Origin of the sequence: Streptomyces sp. NPDC058758 (assembly GCF_042746075.1) — a bacterium.
Classification (GTDB): domain Bacteria; phylum Actinomycetota; class Actinomycetes; order Streptomycetales; family Streptomycetaceae; genus Streptomyces.
This window is the reverse complement of sequence record NZ_JBHYPS010000012.1, coordinates 152935-171365: the sequence shown is the minus strand read 5'-3', so window position 1 is coordinate 171365 and position 18431 is coordinate 152935. Positions and strand designations below refer to the sequence as shown.

The 18431-nt window shown below is 71.9% G+C and carries 15 protein-coding genes and 1 pseudogene; 14 read left to right on the top strand and 2 right to left on the bottom strand.

The window, feature by feature from the left end; all coding sequences use genetic code 11:
• The first annotated feature begins 128 nt into the window (after nucleotides 1–128).
• From ACFW6A_RS17600 to ACFW6A_RS17585, 4 genes and pseudogenes are all read left to right on the top strand, one after another.
• Nucleotides 129–1709, top strand: coding sequence for a methylmalonyl-CoA mutase family protein (locus tag ACFW6A_RS17600; protein WP_351855746.1), 1581 nt, complete (start codon nucleotides 129–131; stop codon nucleotides 1707–1709).
• 56 nt (nucleotides 1710–1765) lie between these two features.
• On the top strand, nucleotides 1766–2425 hold the full coding sequence (gene leuE, locus ACFW6A_RS17595) for a leucine efflux protein LeuE (RefSeq protein ID WP_351855749.1): 660 nt from the start codon (nucleotides 1766–1768) through the stop codon (nucleotides 2423–2425).
• A 305-nt stretch (nucleotides 2426–2730) separates the two neighbouring features.
• Nucleotides 2731–3117 (top strand): annotated as a pseudogene (locus ACFW6A_RS17590) (zinc ribbon domain-containing protein); the annotation flags it as partial.
• 37 nt (nucleotides 3118–3154) lie between these two features.
• Nucleotides 3155–3976: a MerR family transcriptional regulator gene (locus ACFW6A_RS17585; RefSeq protein WP_351855751.1), complete on the top strand. Its 822-nt coding sequence runs from the start codon at nucleotides 3155–3157 to the stop codon at nucleotides 3974–3976.
• 46 nt (nucleotides 3977–4022) lie between these two features.
• Here ACFW6A_RS17585 and ACFW6A_RS17580 read toward each other — a convergent pair whose 3' ends face one another.
• Together ACFW6A_RS17580 and ACFW6A_RS17575 are read right to left on the bottom strand one after the other, a co-directional pair.
• Nucleotides 4023–5348: a polysialyltransferase family glycosyltransferase gene (locus ACFW6A_RS17580; RefSeq protein WP_351850524.1), complete on the bottom strand. Its 1326-nt coding sequence runs from the start codon at nucleotides 5346–5348 to the stop codon at nucleotides 4023–4025.
• A complete protein-coding gene (locus ACFW6A_RS17575) occupies nucleotides 5345–6376 on the bottom strand; it encodes a glycosyltransferase family 2 protein (protein ID WP_351850526.1) in 1032 nt (343 codons plus the stop codon). The genes ACFW6A_RS17580 and ACFW6A_RS17575 overlap by 4 nt, the downstream gene beginning before the upstream one ends.
• Nucleotides 6377–6595: 219 nt before the next feature.
• Between ACFW6A_RS17575 and ACFW6A_RS17570 the strand changes: the two genes are divergently transcribed.
• The 10 genes from ACFW6A_RS17570 to ACFW6A_RS17525 all read left to right on the top strand — a co-directional run bounded on the left by ACFW6A_RS17570 (nucleotide 6596) and on the right by ACFW6A_RS17525 (nucleotide 18405).
• Nucleotides 6596–7885, top strand: a complete 1290-nt coding sequence (locus ACFW6A_RS17570) for a DUF6716 putative glycosyltransferase (protein WP_351850528.1) — start codon at nucleotides 6596–6598, stop codon at nucleotides 7883–7885.
• Nucleotides 7885–9090: a cytidylyltransferase domain-containing protein gene (locus tag ACFW6A_RS17565; RefSeq protein WP_386641329.1), complete on the top strand. Its 1206-nt coding sequence runs from the start codon at nucleotides 7885–7887 to the stop codon at nucleotides 9088–9090. Before ACFW6A_RS17570 ends, ACFW6A_RS17565 begins: the two co-directional genes overlap by 1 nt.
• Before the next feature lie 18 nt (nucleotides 9091–9108).
• A complete protein-coding gene (locus tag ACFW6A_RS17560; RefSeq protein ID WP_351850531.1) occupies nucleotides 9109–10002 on the top strand; it encodes an N-acetylneuraminate synthase family protein in 894 nt (297 codons plus the stop codon).
• On the top strand, nucleotides 9999–11099 hold the full coding sequence (locus ACFW6A_RS17555; protein ID WP_386641326.1) for a hypothetical protein: 1101 nt from the start codon (nucleotides 9999–10001) through the stop codon (nucleotides 11097–11099). The genes ACFW6A_RS17560 and ACFW6A_RS17555 overlap by 4 nt, the downstream gene beginning before the upstream one ends.
• A gap of 192 nt (nucleotides 11100–11291) precedes the next feature.
• On the top strand, nucleotides 11292–12515 hold the full coding sequence (locus ACFW6A_RS17550) for an amidohydrolase (protein WP_351850533.1): 1224 nt from the start codon (nucleotides 11292–11294) through the stop codon (nucleotides 12513–12515).
• Nucleotides 12516–12752: 237 nt separating this feature from the next.
• Complete coding sequence (locus tag ACFW6A_RS17545; RefSeq protein WP_351850535.1) at nucleotides 12753–13805, top strand: BMP family ABC transporter substrate-binding protein; 1053 nt, start codon at nucleotides 12753–12755, stop codon at nucleotides 13803–13805.
• Between the two features lie 214 nt (nucleotides 13806–14019).
• Nucleotides 14020–15630, top strand: a complete 1611-nt coding sequence (locus ACFW6A_RS17540) for an ABC transporter ATP-binding protein (protein ID WP_351850537.1) — start codon at nucleotides 14020–14022, stop codon at nucleotides 15628–15630.
• Nucleotides 15627–16745 (top strand): ABC transporter permease, encoded by a 1119-nt coding sequence (locus ACFW6A_RS17535; protein WP_351850539.1) that lies wholly within the window; start codon nucleotides 15627–15629, stop codon nucleotides 16743–16745. The genes ACFW6A_RS17540 and ACFW6A_RS17535 overlap by 4 nt, the downstream gene beginning before the upstream one ends.
• Nucleotides 16742–18004: an ABC transporter permease gene (locus ACFW6A_RS17530; protein ID WP_351850541.1), complete on the top strand. Its 1263-nt coding sequence runs from the start codon at nucleotides 16742–16744 to the stop codon at nucleotides 18002–18004. The genes ACFW6A_RS17535 and ACFW6A_RS17530 overlap by 4 nt, the downstream gene beginning before the upstream one ends.
• Nucleotides 18001–18405, top strand: coding sequence for a cytidine deaminase (locus ACFW6A_RS17525; protein ID WP_351850543.1), 405 nt, complete (start codon nucleotides 18001–18003; stop codon nucleotides 18403–18405). Before ACFW6A_RS17530 ends, ACFW6A_RS17525 begins: the two co-directional genes overlap by 4 nt.
• Nucleotides 18406–18431 lie beyond the last annotated feature (26 nt).

The following is an 18431-nucleotide window of genomic DNA, read 5'->3' as shown; positions in this document are numbered from 1 at the left end:
GAGCCGCCATGCTGTGAGGAAGGTCCCAGCGTGCTGGCCTCCACCGGGCCGCACGCCCACGGCTACAGTCCGTCGCGAGGGTCGGTACCGCCGAAGAGCGGCAGCAGGTCAATCGGGAGGCACAAGCAATGGCGCGCGAGTCGGAGTCGGGACTGCCCATCGAGCCGGTGTACGGCGCGGATGCCCTGGACGGCTGGGATCCGGCGGAGAAGCTGGGGGAGCCGGGCGCGTACCCCTTCACCCGCGGCGTGTACCCGTCGATGTACACGGGACGGCCGTGGACCATGCGGCAGTACGCCGGTTTCGGCACCGCCGTGGAGTCGAACGCCCGCTACAAGCAGCTCATCGACAACGGCACGATGGGCCTGTCGGTCGCCTTCGACCTGCCCACCCAGATGGGCCACGACTCGGACGCGGCGATCGCGTCGGGCGAGGTCGGCAAGGTCGGCGTGGCGATCGACTCGATCGACGACATGCGCGTGCTGTTCGACGGCATCCCCCTGGACAAGGTGTCGACGTCGATGACGATCAACGCCCCCGCCTCGCTGCTGCTGCTGATGTACCAGCTCGTCGGCGAGGAGCAGGGCGTCCCGGCGGACAAGCTGACGGGCACCATCCAGAACGACGTGCTCAAGGAGTACATCGCCCGCGGCACGTACATCTTCCCGCCCAAGCCCTCGCTGCGGCTGATCGCGGACATCTTCAAGTACTGCCGCGCCGAGATCCCGAAGTGGAACACGATCTCGATCTCCGGCTACCACATGGCCGAGGCCGGCGCCTCGCCCGCGCAGGAGATCGCCTTCACGCTGGCCGACGGCATCGAGTACGTCCGCACCGCCGTCGCCGCCGGCATGGACGTCGACGACTTCGCCCCCCGGCTCTCCTTCTTCTTCGTGGCCCGCACGACGATCCTGGAGGAGGTCGCGAAGTTCCGCGCCGCCCGCCGGATCTGGGCGCGGGTGATGAAGGAGGAGTTCGGCGCGAAGAACCCCAAGTCGCTGATGCTCCGCTTCCACACCCAGACCGCGGGCGTGCAGCTGACGGCCCAGCAGCCGGAGGTCAACCTCGTCCGCGTCGCCGTCCAGGGCCTCGCGGCCGTGCTCGGCGGCACCCAGTCGCTGCACACCAACTCCTTCGACGAGGCCATCGCCCTGCCGACGGACAAGTCCGCCCGCCTCGCCCTGCGCACCCAGCAGGTCCTGGCGTACGAGACGGACGTGACGGCCACGGTCGACCCCTTCGCCGGCTCGTACGTCGTCGAGAAGATGACCGACGACGTCGAGGCCGCCGCCCTGGAGCTGATGGCCAAGGTGGAGGAGATGGGCGGCGCGGTCAACGCCATCGAGCGCGGCTTCCAGAAGAGCGAGATCGAGCGCTCCGCCTACCGCATCGCGCAGGAGACGGACTCCGGCGAGCGGGTCGTCGTCGGCGTCAACCGGTACACGATCGACGTCGAGGAGCCCTACGAGCCGCTGCGCGTCGACCCGGCGATCGAGGCCCAGCAGGCCGACCGCCTCGCCAAGCTGCGCGCCGAGCGCGACCAGCCGGCCGTCGACGCCGCCCTCGCCGCCCTCAAGAAGGCCGCGGAGGGCACGGACAACGTCCTCTACCCGATGAAGGACGCCCTCAAGGCCCGCGCCACCGTCGGCGAGGTCTGCGACGCCCTGCGCGAGGTCTGGGGCACCTACGTCCCCAGCGACGTCTTCTGATCTCACGTAGACGCAGCTCACAGCGGAGTGTCGCACCCGTGTGCGACACTCCGCCCATGCTGGGTGTCACCGATCTGCCGACCTATCTCGCCGGGCTCGTCCTCATCATCCTCCTCCCGGGGCCGAACTCGCTCTACGTGCTCTCCGTGGCCGCCCGCAAGGGCACCAGGACCGGCTACAAGGCCGCGGCCGGCGTCTTCACCGGCGACACGATCCTGATGACCCTGGCCGCCCTCGGCGCGGCCTCCCTGCTCCAGACCACGCCGCTGCTCTTCACGATCGTCAAGTACGCGGGCGCCGGCTACCTGGCCTGGATGGCGTACGGCATGCTCCGCGCCGCCCTCGCCATGTGGCGCTCCCGCCGCGAGCCCGCCGGGGACGCGCCCGACACCGCGGCCGCGAGCGGCTCCACCGAGCACCCCTACCGCCGGGCCCTCGTCATCAGCCTCTTCAACCCGAAGGCGATCCTCTTCCTGATCTCCTTCTTCGTGCAGTTCGTGGACCCCTCCTACGCCTACCCGGCGCTCTCCTTCCTGGTCCTCGGCACCCTGCTCCAGCTCGGCAGCTTCCTCTACCTCACCACCCTGATCTTCAGCGGCACCCGCCTCTCCGCCGCCTTCCGCCGCCGCAAGCGCCTCTCCGCCGGCGCCACCTCCGCCGCCGGCGCCCTCTTCCTCGGCTTCGCCGTGAAACTCTCCCTGAGCAGCGCCGCCTGACCTGACGGCGTCCGGTCGCTCGTTCGTGTGAAGCCTTTGGATGCTCGAAGGAACGGCCGAAGGCGGTCATACCGTCGCATCATGGCGATCTCCTCCGCAGCAGCCGGTGGCACGGCGTACGCCCGGTACTCGTACCGGCTTCGTGTGTCGTCCACGGCACCGGCCGCGCTGCTCGGGGAGTGGGATCGATGCCGCAGCAACGACTTATCCGCGACTTCGGCAGGGCCCGCACGAAGGCGCTGAAGGACATCGAGGATCGTCTGCCCGTTCGGCGGCGGGCGGGACTGCCCGCGTACAAGAAGAAGCGTGAGGCCGCCGACGCGGCGATCGGCGCGACCAAGAACGCACTGATCGAAATGGGCCGCAAGCACGGGCGGGATGTCCGTCTCGTGGACCCGGCCCACACCACCCTGGACTGCGCGCGGTGCGGAGCGAGAGCCGAGCACGCCCTGCCGCTGTCGGAACGCACCTACACGTGCAACGCGTGCGGAACGATGTCCCCGAGGGACAAGAACTCGGCCCGCGTGATGCTCGTCCGGGCAGGTCCGGACCCGGCTGGCGCCGAGGATACGAGACCTCCTGGAGCGTGGCTCCAGGAGGCGACCCGGGCCAGGAATCCCGGCCCCCTTGGGGGCTGGGAGCCTTCAACATCGGAGACTTCGCCACGGCTTACGCTTTCGGGACGCAGTTGACCCTCACACCGTGTCAGGGCATCCCGTAGGAGTCGTCATGTTCGCCATCGGAGACTTCGCCCGGCACGGGCGGGTGTCGGTCCGGATGCTGCGTCACTACGACAGCATCGGGCTGCTGCGCCCGGCCCACGTCGACCCGTACAGCGGGTACCGCTTCTACTCGGCGGACCAGCTCGCGCGGCTCAACCGCGTCATCGCGCTCAAGGACCTCGGCTTCACCCTGGAACAGGTGGGGGCCATCCTCGGGGACGAGATCGGCGCGGAGGAGCTGCGGGGGATGCTGCGGCTGCGGCAGGCCGAGCTGGAGGCGGCCCTGGAAGCGGCGCGGGCCCGGCTCGCCCAGGTCGGCGCGAGGCTCCGAGCCATCGAGAGCGAGGGACGCATGTCCACGCAGGACGTCGTCGTCAAGAAGATCCCCGCGGTCCGGATCGCGGAGCTGAGCGCGGAGGCCGGCGGCTTCGAGCCGGAGGCCATCACGCCCGTCATCGGGCCGCTGTACGAGGAGCTGTGCGGCCGGCTGGAGGCCGCCGGGGTCACCGGGTTCGGGCCCGGGATCGCGTACTACGAGGACGCCGGGAAGGGCGACGGGTCGGTCGTCGTGCACGCCGGCATGAGCGTGCCCGAGGGCACCCGGGCGGAGGGCGTGCGGGTACACGTGCTGCCCGGGTTCGAGGAGGCGGCGACCGTCGTCCACCGGGGTTCGATGGACGACGTCCTGACGACCTCGCAGACGCTCGCCGCCTGGATCGACACCAACGGGTACGCGTCGGCCGGCTTCGCCCGCGAGCTGTACCTGGAGTGCCCGGAGGACCCGGCCGGGTGGGTGACCGAGATCCAGGAGCCGATCAGCCGGCGGTGACCGCGGGGGCCCGGGACCCCGCACGGGTCCCGGGCCCTCCCGCGGGCTACTTCTTCAGGGCCCTGCGCAGCCGCAGGGCCCGCCGCGCCAGCCGGCGGACCTTCGGGTGCCGGGGGACCGGCAGGCCGCCCGGGAGGTCGAGGACGGTGAGCCGGCGGCGGGTGAAGTGGTGCCGGGTGCGCTCGGCGTACGGCCCGGAAAGGTGGCGCACCGCCGCCGCCCGCAGGTCGGCCCGTATGTTCGGCTGCATCGCGAAGCCGACGGCGGCGACCAGGTCGTCGAGGCGGGCGGCGTCCGTCACCGGCTCCTCGTCCTCCGGGCCCGGCACCAGCGGCGGGACGACCGCGTCGACGACCGTCAGCGGGATCCGGTTGCTGTTCTGGAACGGGGTCAGCCGCTGGAGCAGCTCCCGGGTGCCGACCCGGGCCACCGGCAGGCCGTAGAAGGCGCGGGCGGTCATCAGCGCCGTCGAGAAGCAGCCGACGACCAGGACGGGCCGCAGCTCGCGGTAGAGCACCTCGGCGAGCACCGGGCGGGTCTCCACGGTCAGTTCGGCGCCCAGCCGGGCCGCCTCCTCGCCCAGCGAGCGCGTCCAGGAGTCGGGGGCGGTGGGGTGCGGCTTGAAGACGAGCCGCCGGTGGCCGCGGGCGACCGCGCCGCGCACCATGTCCAGGTGCAGCTCCTCCTCCTCGGCGGCCGTCATCAGGTGGAGCGCGGCCAGGTACTGGCCGAGGAGCAGCGCGGGGCCCTCGCCGGCGGCGGCGGGCGCGCCGGTGCCCGCCAGTTCCCCGACGGCCTTGGTGAAGGCCTCCGCCGGCACCGTCTCCGGCTCCGCGCCGAACTCGCCGAGCAGCAGCGGCCGCAGGCCGGGCACCAGGTCGAGGTGGAGGAGGCGGGCGGCCCGGCCGCCGATCAGCGGGTCGATCTTGTTGCGGGTCGGGCCGTAGCTCATCAGGCCGTCCGCGTAGACGGTGATCGCCGCCTCCGGGAGCAGGGTGGCGAGGGCGAGGGCCGGGGTGACCTGGATGGACTCCAGGACGAGCTCGATCCGGTCGTCGCCGAGCCCCCACAGCTTGTGGAGGTGGCGCTGGAGCATCGGCACGTCCTGGCCGCGCGGGGTCCAGCCGCCGGGGTGGAGCGGCGAGATGGTCTCGTTCCAGGACAGCACCTCGTCGAAGCGGTCGCGGATCCGGCCGAAGCCCTCGGAGGAGTCGAAGGCCGGGGTGGTCTCCGGGATCGGCGCGTTGTTCGTGACGAGGAGGATCCGGCGGGCGGCGCTGTCGAAGCAGCCGCTGTCTATGGCGGCGGCCAGGGTGACAGCGCCGTACAGGGTGGACGCGGCGAAGATCTGGGTCGTACGGGCCGTGCTCACGCGGCCACCTCCGAGGGGGTCGGGCCGGCGGCGGGACCGCGGCCGCCCGGCGGGGCCGGCGGCGGCGGCGCGGGGCGCCGGCGGCGCAGCTTGCGCAGGACCGCGGCGCGCTCGCCGCCCATCGCGGTCAGCGCCTCGTCGAGGACGTCCTGCGGCATGCGGCGCAGCGCGCCCGCGCTCATCGCCTTCAGCTGCCGGGCCACCTCCGGCTCGAACTTCTCGATCGAGCCGACGTGGTGGGCGATCACCGCGCAATAGGTGCGGACGGCCTTCGGGAGAAAACGGTCCGCGTCCTCGTCCCGGGCCGTCTCCTCGACCACCTGGTCGAAAGCGCGGATGAAATCCAATTGCCGGACGTCGCCGATCTGGGTGAGCGAGGTCGCCACTCCGCGCCGGTAGAAGACGCCGAGTTCGCCGATGGCGGCGAAGGATTCCGCCTCGCGGTGCAGCCGCCATATCCACGGCCGGTCCTCGGCGGTGCGCAGCCCGTGCGGGAAGTGCAGCAGGCCCCGGTCGAGGAGCCGGCGGTGGTAGATCCCGGCCCACGCGAAGGGGTAGTCGACGGAGGTGGTGCGGTGGGCGGGGAGGATCGCCCCGCGCGGGTCGAGGACCTCGGCGCGGCGCGGCACGGGCACCCGGCGGACCGAGCGGGCGCGGCCGGTGACCGAGGTGTGGTCGGTGCGCAGGAAGTCGCAGCCGAGCCCTTCGGCGGCGGCGACCAGGCGCCCGTAGTAGCCGGGGGAGAGCCAGTCGTCCCCGTCGAGGAAGGTGATCCACTCGCCGCGGGCGGCGTCGAGGCCGGTGTTGCGGGCGGTCGCCAGGCCCTCGTTCCGCTCGTGCCGGATGAGGACGGCGCCGGGCAGTTCGCGGGCGGCCCGTTCGAGGATGTCCGGGGTGTCGTCGGACGAGCAGTCGTCGACGAGGAGGAACTCGACGTCGTCGCGGGCGTTGGCGCGCAGACTGGCGAGCGTGTCGGGGGCGTATGTCTGCACGTTGAAGAACGGCACGACGACGGAGAGCTTGACCACGCGGCCGACGCTAGGCGCCGCCCCGGCCGCTTCGCCGACCGGCCGGGGGATTTTCGGTGAACACGAAGCGGCGGGCTTCTTAACCGCCTTTACCCAAGGGGATTTCGGGCGGTCCAACGGCTGAATCCCGGGGCGCTTCAGATCGCGGAGAGATGCTGTTCACCGTTTGTTGCCGTTCAGTTGGGCCGTAGACCGGAATGCCCTTCTAGCGTCCTCGACGTGCCAGCAAGTTCCAGTGAAGCGATACGGGTCGCCGTACTCGCCGATTCCGACACCCGGTGGAAATGGGGTGCGCTCACCGCGCGCCGCATCACCGCGGCGGACGCCGAACCCACCGGTTTCGTCCTGCGCGGCCGGGCCACGCCCACCGCCCGCCAGCTCGCCGAGACGGGGGCCTCCACGGCCGCCCCGCGCGAGGTGACCGGCGCGGAGTTCCTGCGCGAGGTGCGGGATGCCGAGGCGCGCGGCGAGCGGTACGACGTCGTCGTCCTCGCGCTGGTCGGCGGCACCGTCCGGGCCGTCCTCCAGGGCCTGGCCGACCTCGGTCTCGACCGGCGGCCGGTGGTCGTCACGGGCTACGTCGGCGTGGTCTACGAGAAGCTGGCCGACGGGCTGCTGCTGCGCCACGGCGCCGACGTCGTCCTCGCCAACTCCCGTCACGACGCCGACCGGTTCCGCGCCGTGTACGAAGGGGTCGGCGCGGGCGCCGGATCGGTCGTCGAGGCCGCCCTGCCGTTCCTCGGCGGCGCCCCGTACCGCCCCGAGGAGGGCCGCGACACCCTGGTGTTCGCCGCCCAGCCGTCCGTCCCGGTCACCCGGGCCGAGCGGGCGTACGTCCTGGAGCGGCTCGTCCGGCACGCCCGGCTGCACCCCGGGCGCGAGGTCCTCCTCAAGCTCCGCTCCAAGCCGGGCGAGCACACCACGCACCTGGAGGAGCACCCGTACCAGAAGCTGGTGCGCGACCTGGACCCGCCCGCCAACTTCCGTCTCGTGTACGGACACATGGGCGAGGTCCTGGACCGCACCGACCTGCTGGTCACCGTCTCCTCCACGGCCGCCCTGGAGGCCCTGCACCGCCGGATCCCCACCGCGGTCCTCACCGACTGCGGGGTCCGCGAGGTGAACGGCAACCACCACTTCATCGGCTCCGGCCTCCTCACCTCCTTCGACCGGCTCGACCGCGGCGAGGTGCCCGGGCCCGACGAGGAGTGGCTGGCCCGGCAGGGCGTCGGAGCCGACGGCGGTTACGACTCCGCCTTCGACGCCGCCCGCGAGCGCGTCGCGCGGCTCCTCGCGCTGCCCGCCCTCCCCCCGATCAGCCCCTACTACACCGCGGAGACGGCCCCCGGCTACCTGCCGGGGATCCTCGCCCGCCACCGCCTGGACGTCACCGCGCCGCCGGTCCGCGACAGCGGGCTGCGCCGGATCGTCCGCGAGGCGGCGCGCGGCGCCTACCGCCACGGCGTCCAGCGCGTGGCCCCCGTCGTCCGACGCCTGGGAGAACTGTGATGCCCACCCCGAAGCCGAACCCCACCGTGCTCGCCGTCATCCCCGCGCGGGGCGGCTCCAAGGGCGTCCCCGCCAAGAACCTCGCCCCGGTCGCCGGGATCCCGCTGGTCGGCCGGGCCGTCCGGGCCTGCCTCGGCGCGGCCGGCGTCACCGACGTCGTCGTCTCCACCGACGACCACGCCATCGCCGCCGCCGCCCGCTCCTTCGGCGCCGAGGCCGTCCGGCGGCCCGCCGCCCTCGCCGGCGACACCGCCACCAGCGAGTCCGCCGTCCTGCACGCCCTGGACGCCTTCGAGGCAACCGCCGGCCGCACCGCCGACGTGGTCCTCCTCGTCCAGTGCACCAGCCCCTTCCTCACCTCCGCCGAGGTCGCCGAGGCCGTCGCCCGGATCGCCGGCGGGGAGGCCGACACCGCCTTCACCGCCGCCCCCTCGCACGGCTTCCTGTGGAAGGACACGGCCGACGGCGCCACCGGCGTCAACCACGACAAGGCGCACCGCCCGCGCCGCCAGGACCGCGAGCCCGAGTACCTGGAGACCGGCTCCGTCTACGCGATGGACGCGGCCGGGTTCCGCGCCCACGGCCACCGCTTCTTCGGCCGCACCGCCGTCGTCGTCACCGACCCGGCCCGCGTCCTGGAGATCGACGACCCGCACGACCTGGCCCGCGCCAAGGCCCTCGCGCCGCTCCTCGACGAGCCCGCCACCCCGTCCTTCGCCGACGTCGACGCGGTCGTCCTCGACTTCGACGGCACCCAGACCGACGACCGGGTCCACCTCGACGCGGAGGGCCGGGAGTTCGTCTCCGCCCACCGCGGCGACGGCCTCGGCATCGCGGCCCTGCGCCGCGCCGGACTGCCCGTCCTCATCCTCTCCACCGAGCAGAACCCCGTCGTCGCCGCCCGCGCCCGCAAGCTGAAGATCCCCGTCCTGCACGGGATCGACCGCAAGGACCTGGCGCTCAAGGAGTGGTGCGAGGCCGAGTCCATCGACCCCGCGCGCGTCCTCTACGCCGGCAACGACGTCAACGACCTGCCCTGCTTCCACCTCGTCGGCTGGCCCGTCGCGGTGGCCAGCGCCCACGACTCCGTACGGGCCGCCGCCCGGGCGGTCACCGTCACCCCGGGCGGCTTCGGAGCGATCCGCGAGATCGCGGCCTGGCTCCTCGGACCCGAGCTGAACACCCCCACCCCTCTCCCGAACTGAACCGAAGGAAGCACCACCATGAGCACCCGTCTGCGCACCCTCGGCCCGAAGACCGCCGGTCCCGGTCGGCCCGTCTACATCTGCGGCGAGATCGGCATCAACCACAACGGCGACCTCGAGAACGCCTTCAAGCTGATCGACGTGGCCGCCGAGGCCGGCTGCGACGCCGTGAAGTTCCAGAAGCGCACCCCGGAGATCTGCACCCCGCGCGACCAGTGGGACATCGAGCGCGACACCCCCTGGGGCCGGATGACGTACATCGACTACCGCCACCGCGTCGAGTTCGGCGAGGACGAGTACCGCCAGATCGACGAGCACTGCAAGAAGCGCGGCATCGACTGGTTCGCCTCCCCGTGGGACACCGAGGCCGTCGCCTTCCTGGAGAAGTTCGACGTCCCGGCCCACAAGGTCGCCTCCGCCTCCCTCACCGACGACGAGCTGCTGCGCGAGCTGCGCGCCACCGGCCGCACCGTCATCCTCTCCACCGGCATGTCGACCCCGGCGCAGATCCGCCACGCGGTCGAGGTCCTGGGCAGCGCGAACATCCTGCTCTGCCACGCCACCTCCACCTACCCGGCCAAGGCCGAGGAGCTGAACCTGCGCGTCATCCAGACGCTCCAGGAGGAGTACCCGAACGTCCCGATCGGCTACTCCGGCCACGAGACCGGCCTCCAGACCACCCTCGCGGCGGTCGCCCTCGGCGCCACCTTCGTCGAGCGCCACATCACCCTCGACCGCGCCATGTGGGGCTCGGACCAGGCGGCCTCCGTCGAGCCGCAGGGCCTGGAGCGCCTGGTCCGCGACATCCGCACCATCGAGACCGCCCTCGGCGACGGCGTGAAGAAGGTGTACGAGTCGGAGCTCGGCCCGATGAAGAAGCTCCGCCGCGTCATGGAGCCCGTCTCCGCATGACCGGCCGCCTGGCGTTCGTCGAGAGCCCCGTCCAGCTCCTGAACGTCCTGGAGTGGGCGCACGCGCGCGGCCGGGGCCCCGTCCCGGCCGCCGCCCCCGGGCCGGGCGCCGCGGCGGTCCCCGCCCCGGCGCCCGGCCCCGCCCCCGCCCCCGACGACCTCGGCATCGTCGTCCTCTCGCCGAACGACCCCATGTCGCGCGGCCAGCTGCGCCGGATGGCCCAGCTGGCCCGCGACGAGGGGTTCACGGTCCACTGGCAGGAGGCGCGGGCCGGGCGCGGCGCCCTGGTGCGCACCCTGCGGGAGCTGGGCGGGCCGCTGCGCGCCGCCGAGCGCGTGATCGTCGGCGACCCGTTCTCCCGCTACGTCCAGCTGCTGCTCACCCTCTTCGGGCCCCGCCACGTCACGGTCGTCGACGACGGCACCGCGACCATGGAGTTCGCCGCCCAGCTCGCGGGCGGGGAGCGGCTGGTCCGCTGGCACCGCAAGGGCGACCTCGGGCCGCGCGAGCTGCTGCTCGCCCCGGTCACCTCGCTGGCCCGGCGCCGGCTCGCCCCGGGACCCCACCGGACCGTCGAGATCTTCACCTCGCTGCCCGTCCAGGCCCCGCCCGGCACCGAGGTCACCGAGAACGCCTACGCGTGGACCCGGGCCCGCTTCGGACCGCCCGCGCTGACCGGCGGCGCCGACCTGGTCGGCACCTCGCTCGTCGAGACCGGCGTGGTGGACGCGGAGCACTACCTGCGGGTCGTCGGCCGGCTCGCCCGCACCCACGGCGCCACCCGCTACTTCGCCCACCGCCGCGAGACCCCGGAGAAGCTGCACCACATCGCGGTCGAGACCGGCCTCCAGGTGGTCCGGCCGGAGCTGCCGCTGGAGCTGATCGCCCGGCGCGGACCGGTGGGCGCCACCGTCGTCAGCTTCCCGTCCACCGTCGTGCACACCCTGCCGCTCGCCCTGGCGGGCACCGGGGTGAAGGTCGTGGTCTGCGAGATCGCGCCCGAGTGGCTGAAGGCCACCGCCTCGCCGCGGGCCCAGGGCTTCCTCGCGGGCGTCGTCGGCACGGCGTCCGGGGCGGACCGGCTCGAGTTCGGCTGACCGGGGCGGGGCGGCGCCCCGCCGCACGGAGGGAGGACCCGTTTCGTATACGACCGTCCGGCGCGAAATCGGGTGAGCTTACCCACACGGAACGTGGCCCATGCACGGCAAACCGAGATTCTTTCCCCTAACGGGCTGAACTTTTCGTGATCAACGGGCAGTTGATCACCGGTTGGGCCTACGCTTCAAAGGGTGAACCAGTTGAAGTCCCGTGAGCCAGGCTCCGTCACCCTGCCCGGAACGCTGTCCTCCTCCCTGCGCGGCGAACTGATCGCCTTCCGCAGGGACCTGCACATGCACCCCGAGCTGGGCAACCAGGAGTTCCGCACCACCGCCGCGCTCAAGGCCCGCCTGGAGGCGGCCGGCCTCGCGCCGCGCGTACTCCCGGGCGGCACGGGACTCATCTGTGACATCGGCACCTGGGACGGCGGGCGGCCCATGCTCGCCGTCCGCGCCGACCTCGACGCCCTGCCCATCCCGGACGTCAAGACCGTCCCGTACCGCTCCACCGTGCCCCACCGCGCGCACGCCTGCGGCCACGACGTGCACACCACCACCGTCCTCGGCGCCGGCCTGGTCCTCGCCGAGCTGGAGCGCGAGGGCCGGCTGCCGCGCCCGGTGCGGCTGCTCTTCCAGCCCGCCGAGGAGGTCCTGCCCGGCGGCGCGGCCGACGCGGTCGCGGCCGGCGTCCTCGACGGCGTCGGCCGCATCATCGCCGTCCACTGCGACCCCAAGGTCGACGCCGGGAAGATCGGGCTGCGCGTCGGCCCCATCACCTCCGCCTGCGACCGGCTGGAGGTCACCCTCGACGGCCCCGGCGGGCACACCGCCCGCCCGCACCTCACCACCGACCTGGTGACCGCCGCCGCCCGGATCGCCACCGACGTGCCGGCCGTGCTGGCCCGCCGGGTCGACGCCCGCTCCGGCCTCTCCCTCACCTGGGGCCGCATCGAGGCCGGCCACGCGCCCAACGTCATCCCGCAGCACGCCGAGCTCTCCGGCACCGTCCGCTGCCTCGACCTGCCCGCCTGGCGCGACGCGCCCGACCTGGTGCACGCCGCCGTCGACGAGGTCGCCGCGCTGCACCGCGCCAAGTCCACCGTGAACTACGTCCGCGGCGTCCCCCCGGTGGTCAACGACGCGGCGGTCGTGGAGCTGCTCCGGGACGCCATGACCGCCCGCCGCGGCGCCGACGCGGTCGAGGACACCGAGCAGAGCCTGGGCGGCGAGGACTTCTCCTGGTACCTGGAGCACGTGCCCGGCGCGATGGCCCGGCTCGGCGTCCGCACCCCCGGCGACCCGCGCGTCCGCGACCTCCACGCGGGTGACTTCGACGTGGACGAGCGGTCCATCCAGACCGCCGTGGAGCTCTTCACCGCGGCCGCCCTCATCGACGCCGACGGCGCCGAGGGCTGACCCCCGCCGCACCGCCGCCGCCCCCGCGCCCGCGCGGGGGCGGCGCCGTCATCTCGGCTGATGACACGGGGTTGCGCCTTGATCGCGAAGTGTGTACGGGTACTGTGACCCGTGGGTTCGCGTCGATACGGTAACGACTCATGAACGGGTCTTTAACTGACATCTACGCGCGTTACGATCGCCGCAAAGCCAGCGCCGGAAGAGGCGCTTTCGGTCAGTCTTGAAGGGACCCTCCTCTTGCGCCGGATCACCAGGATCACCACCGTGGGCATCGCCTCCGCGGCGCTCGCGCTCTCCGCCACCGCCTGTGGCAAGTCTTCGAACGACTCGGGCTCCGGTTCCGACTCGAAGGCGACCAAGGCCGCCATCGCGTACGACATCGGTGGTCGCGGCGACCAGTCCTTCAACGACGCCGCCTACGCGGGCCTGAAGAAGGCCGAGGACGACCTGGGCGTCAAGGGCGCCGAGGCCGAGCCGTCGTCCGGCGAGGGTGACGCCGACAAGGTGCAGCGCCTCACCTCGCTGGCCCGCGCCGGCAACAACCCGGTCATCGGCGTCGGCTTCGCCTACGCCCCGGCCATCAAGAAGGTCGCCGCGCAGTTCCCGGACACGACCTTCGGCATCATCGACGACACCTCGGTGACCGGCAAGAACATCGCCAACCTCGTCTTCAACGAGGAGCAGGGCTCCTACCTGGCCGGCGTCGCCGCCGCCAAGGCGTCCAAGTCCGGCACGGTCGGCTTCATCGGCGGCGTCGAGGTCCCGCTGATCAAGAAGTTCGAGGCCGGCTACGTCCAGGGCGTCAAGGACACCAACCCCAAGGCGAAGGTGCTCACCCAGTACCTGACCCAGCCGCCGAACTTCGACGGCTTCGCCAAGCCCGACCTCGGCAAGGCCGCCGCCCAGGGCCAGCTCGACAAGGGCGCCGACGTGATCTACGCCGCCGCCGGTCTCGCGGGCTCCGGTGCGATCGAGGCCGCCTCCAAGGCCGGCAAGTGGTCCATCGGCGTCGACTCCGACCAGTACAACCAGGCCGGTCTCGCCGCGTACAAGGACTCGATCCTGACCTCGGTCACCAAGGACGTCTCCGACTCCGTCTACAACCTGATCAAGTCGGTCAAGGACGGCAAGCCGCAGACCGGTGAGGTCCGCTACGGCCTCGCCACCGACGGTGTCGGCCTCGCCGACTCGAACCCGAAGTACAAGTCGATGACCGACCTGATCGCCGCGGTGGACAAGGCGAAGAAGGACATCGTCGACGGCAAGATCACGGTCAAGACCGCCCCGTAAGGCGCGCGTCACGACCAGTCGTCCGCGGGCCCGGCCCCGGTGGGACTCCCACCAGGACCGGGCCCCGGGCCCATTCCCGTACGGGTTTTCACTTTTCGGCAGCGCTACGCGTGTAGATGTCGCACCGGCACGATAACTTCGCCCCGCCCTGCCCTCGCCTCCCACTCCTTTCGGCCAAGGAGAGTGCGTCATCAACGCGTCCAGCCCCCCTGCCGTGGAACTCCACGGCATCACCAAGCGCTTCCCCGGCGTCGTCGCCAACAAGGACATCGCGATCACCGTCCGGAAGGGCACCGTCCATGCCCTGATCGGTGAGAACGGTGCCGGCAAGTCGACCCTCATGAAGATCCTCTACGGCATGCAGAAGCCGGACGAGGGCACCATCGCCATCGACGGGGAGCAGGTCAGCTTCTCCAGCCCCGGTGACGCCATCGCGCGCGGCATCGGCATGGTGCACCAGCACTTCATGCTCGCCGACAACCTCACCGTCCTGGAGAACGTCGTCCTCGGCGGCGAGAAGCTGTACGGCATCGGTGCCAAGGCCCGCAAGAAGATCCAGGAGATCTCCGACGCGTACGGCCTCGGCGTCCGCCCCGACGCCCTCGTCGAGGACCTCGGCGTCGCCGACCGCCAGCGCGTGGAGATCCTCAAGGTCCTCTACCGCGGCGCCAGGATCCTCATCCTCGACGAGCCGACCGCCGTGCTCGTCCCGCAGGAGGTCGACGCGCTCTTCGACAACCTGCGCGAGCTCAAGGCCGAGGGCCTCACCGTCATCTTCATCTCGCACAAGCTGGGCGAGGTCCTGAAGGTCGCCGACGACATCACCGTCATCCGGCGCGGCACCACCGTCGGCACCGCCGACCCGAAGACCGCCACCACCAAGCAGCTCGCCGAGCTGATGGTCGGCAGCGAGCTGCCCTCGCCGGAGACCCGCGAGTCGACCGTCACCGACGTCGCCATGCTGCGGGTCGAGAACCTCACCCTCCTGGAGGGCGGTGCCACCGGCGCCCCGCTGACCACCGCCGCCCCCGCGGACCCGTCGAGCACGACGATCGTCCACGAGGAGGCCGCGGTCGGCCGCAAGCTGCTCGACGACGTCTCGCTCACCATCCACAAGGGCGAGATCCTCGGCATCGCCGGCGTCGAGGGCAACGGCCAGACCGAGCTCATCGAGGCCCTGATGGGCATGACCGTCCCCGACGCGGGCGTCATCACGCTCGACGGCGAGGACATCTCCAAGGTCTCGGTGCGCAAGCGTCGCGAGGGGGGCATCGGCTACATCCCCGAGGACCGCCACCGCCACGGCCTGCTCCTGGAGGCCCCCCTCTGGGAGAACCGCATCCTCGGCCACGTCACCGAGGCCCCCAACTCCAAGCGCGGCGTCCTCGACCCGAAGGCCGCCCGCAAGGACACCGAGCGGATCGTCCGCGAGTACGACGTCCGCACCCCGGGCATCGACGTGACCGCGGCCTCCCTCTCCGGCGGCAACCAGCAGAAGCTGATCGTCGGCCGCGAGATGAGCCACAACCCCAAGTTCCTGATCGCCGCCCACCCCACCCGCGGTGTGGACGTCGGCGCGCAGGCGCAGATCTGGGACGCGATCCGGGACGCCCGCCGCGAGGGCCTGGCCGTCCTGCTGATCTCGGCCGACCTCGACGAGCTGATCGGCCTCTCCGACACCCTCCGGGTCATGTACCGCGGCAAGCTCGTCGCGGACGCGGACCCCGCCACCATCACGCCCGAGCAGCTGGGCTCCGCCATGACCGGCGCGGCCACCGGCCACCTCGAAGGCACCGAGCAGTCCGAAGACGGTGACGCCCGATGATGAAGATCGACAAGGACAAGCTGCTCATCGGGGCCGCCGGCCCGGTGCTCGCGCTCGTCTCCTCGTTCGTGCTCACCATGCTGGTGCTGCTCGCGACGGGCCTCGACCCGATCGAGCCGATCCAGCTGATGATCGAGAACGCCGGGTACGCGGACATCCAGGTCCTGATCGTCAACCAGACGGGGATCTACTACCTGGCAGCCCTGGCCGTCGCCATCGGCTTCCGGATGAACCTCTTCAACATCGGCGTCGACGGCCAGTACCGCCTCGCCGCGATGCTCTCGGCCGTGGTCGGCGCCTCGGTCGAGCTGCCCGGCCCGCTGCACATCCTGCTGATCGTGGTCGTCGCCACCCTCACCGGTGCCTTCTGGGCCGGCATCGCCGGCATCCTGAAGACCACCCGGGGCGTCTCCGAGGTCGTCTCGACGATCATGCTCAACGCCATCGCGACCTCCCTGATCGCCTGGCTGATCCTGCCGAAGAACCTCGGCGTCCAGCCCGAGGGCTCCAACGACCTCACCACCGGTGAGATCGCCGAGTCCGGCTGGTTCCCCGGCATCGACATGGGCCAGGGCAACGGCGAGATCTACGGCTTCACCTTCGTGGCGCTCGCCCTCGGCGTCGTCTACTGGTTCGTCCTCAACCGCACCCGCTTCGGCTTCGACCTGCGCGCCACCGGCGAGAGCGAGTCCGCGGCCCAGGCCAGCGGCGTCGACGCCAAGAAGATGATCCTCACCTCGATGCTCATCTCCGGCGGTCTGGCGGGCCTCTCCGGCATGCCCACGCTGCTCGGCGACACCCACACGTACAGCCTGTCCTTCCCGGTCGGCGTCGGCTTCACCGCCATCACGATCGCCCTGCTCGGCCGCAACAACCCGGTCGGCATCCTCTTCGCGGCCCTGCTCTTCGCGTTCCTCGACAAGGCGTCCTCGTCGCTCGACGTCGAGGGCTACCCGAAGGAGATCACGCAGATCATGCAGGGCATCATCGTGATCGCCGTGGTCGTCTCCTACGAACTCGTCCGCCGTTACGGCACCCGCCGCCAGCAGCAGAAGGTCGGCGAGGAACTCGCCGCCGGCGGTGCCATCAAGACCGACAAGGAGGTCTCGGCATGAGCACCGCCACCGCCGCCAAGCCGAGCGCCGCACCGAAGAAGGCCGGGCGCCGCAAGCTCACCTGGCCGTGGATCCTGCTGATCGTCGCGGCCGGCCTCGTCCTCTTCTCGCTCGTCCGCGTCGTCTCCGGCGCCGACGACCTGACCTCCGTCGGCCAGGTCTCCGGCGCGCTCCAGCTCGCCATCCCGATCGGCCTCGCCGGCCTCGGCGGCCTGTGGTCCGAGCGCGCGGGCGTGGTCAACATCGGCCTCGAGGGCATGATGGTGCTCGGCACCTGGTTCGGCGCCTGGGCCGGCTACCAGTGGGGCCCGTGGACGGGCGTCGTCGTCGGTCTCCTCGGCGGCGCGATCGGCGGTCTGCTGCACGCGATCATCACCGTCACCTTCAACGTGAACCACATCGTCTCCGGTGTGGCGATCAACATCCTCGCGGTCGGCTTCACCCAGTACCTGTCGAACTTCACGTTCGGCGAGGCCGAGGGCGGCTCCTCCAAGCAGTCCCCGCGCATCGACCCGATCACCGACATCACCATCCCGGGGCTCTCGGACTGGCTGATGGACCTCCAGCAGAAGCACTGGTTCCTGATCTCCGACCTCGCCGGCATCCTCGGCGGCCTGGTCACCAACCTGTCGCTGCTCACCGTCGTCGCGATCCTGCTGGTCCCCGCCACCTGGTGGGTGCTGTGGCGCACGGCCTTCGGCCTGCGGCTGCGCTCCTGCGGCGAGAACCCGGTCGCCGCCGAGTCCCTCGGCGTCAACGTCTACAAGTACAAGTACATCGCCGTCACCGTGTCCGGCGCCCTCGCCGGCCTCGGCGGCGCGTTCCTGGCGATCGTCTCCACCGGCATCTACCAGGAGGGCCAGACCGGCGGCCGCGGCTACATCGGTCTCGCCGCGATGATCTTCGGCAACTGGATGCCGGGCGGCATGGCGCTCGGCGCGGGCCTCTTCGGCTTCACCGACAGCCTCAAGATCCGCGGCGGCGCCGAGAACGTCCACGCGCTGCTGCTGCTCGTCGCGATCCTCCTGGTGCTGGCCGCCGCCTGGCAGCTGTACAAGAAGAAGTACGTGCCCGCCGTGATCGCCGCCGTCTTCGCGGTCGGCTTCTTCCTCTGGTACGCGCTCACCGACCAGGTCCCGAGCCAGTTCGTCGACGCCGCCCCGTACATCACCACCCTGCTCGTGCTGGCCCTGTCGGCACAGCGGCTGAGGATGCCCAAGGCGGACGGCCTGCCCTACCGGAAGGGCCAGGGCAAGTGACGACCGCCCCGACCGAGCCCGACTGGGACGCCCTGCGGACGGAGGCCCGGGCCGCGATGGCCCGCGCGTACGCCCCGTACTCCGGCTTCCCGGTCGGCGCGGCCGCCCTCGTCGACGACGGCCGGACGGTCTCCGGCTGCAACGTCGAGAACGCCTCCTTCGGGCTCGGCCTGTGCGCCGAGTGCGGTCTGGTCTCGCAGCTCCAGGCCACCGGCGGCGGCCGGCTCACCCACTTCGTGTGCGTGGACGGCCTCGGCGACCCGCTGGTCCCCTGCGGCCGGTGCCGGCAGCTCCTGTACGAGTTCGGCGGCCCCGACCTCGTCCTGGAGACGCCCGCGGGGTTCCTCACCCTGGCGGAGATGCTGCCGCAGGCCTTCGGCCCGGACCACCTCGCCAAGTAGCACCTCGGAGCGGCCCTTCCGGCACC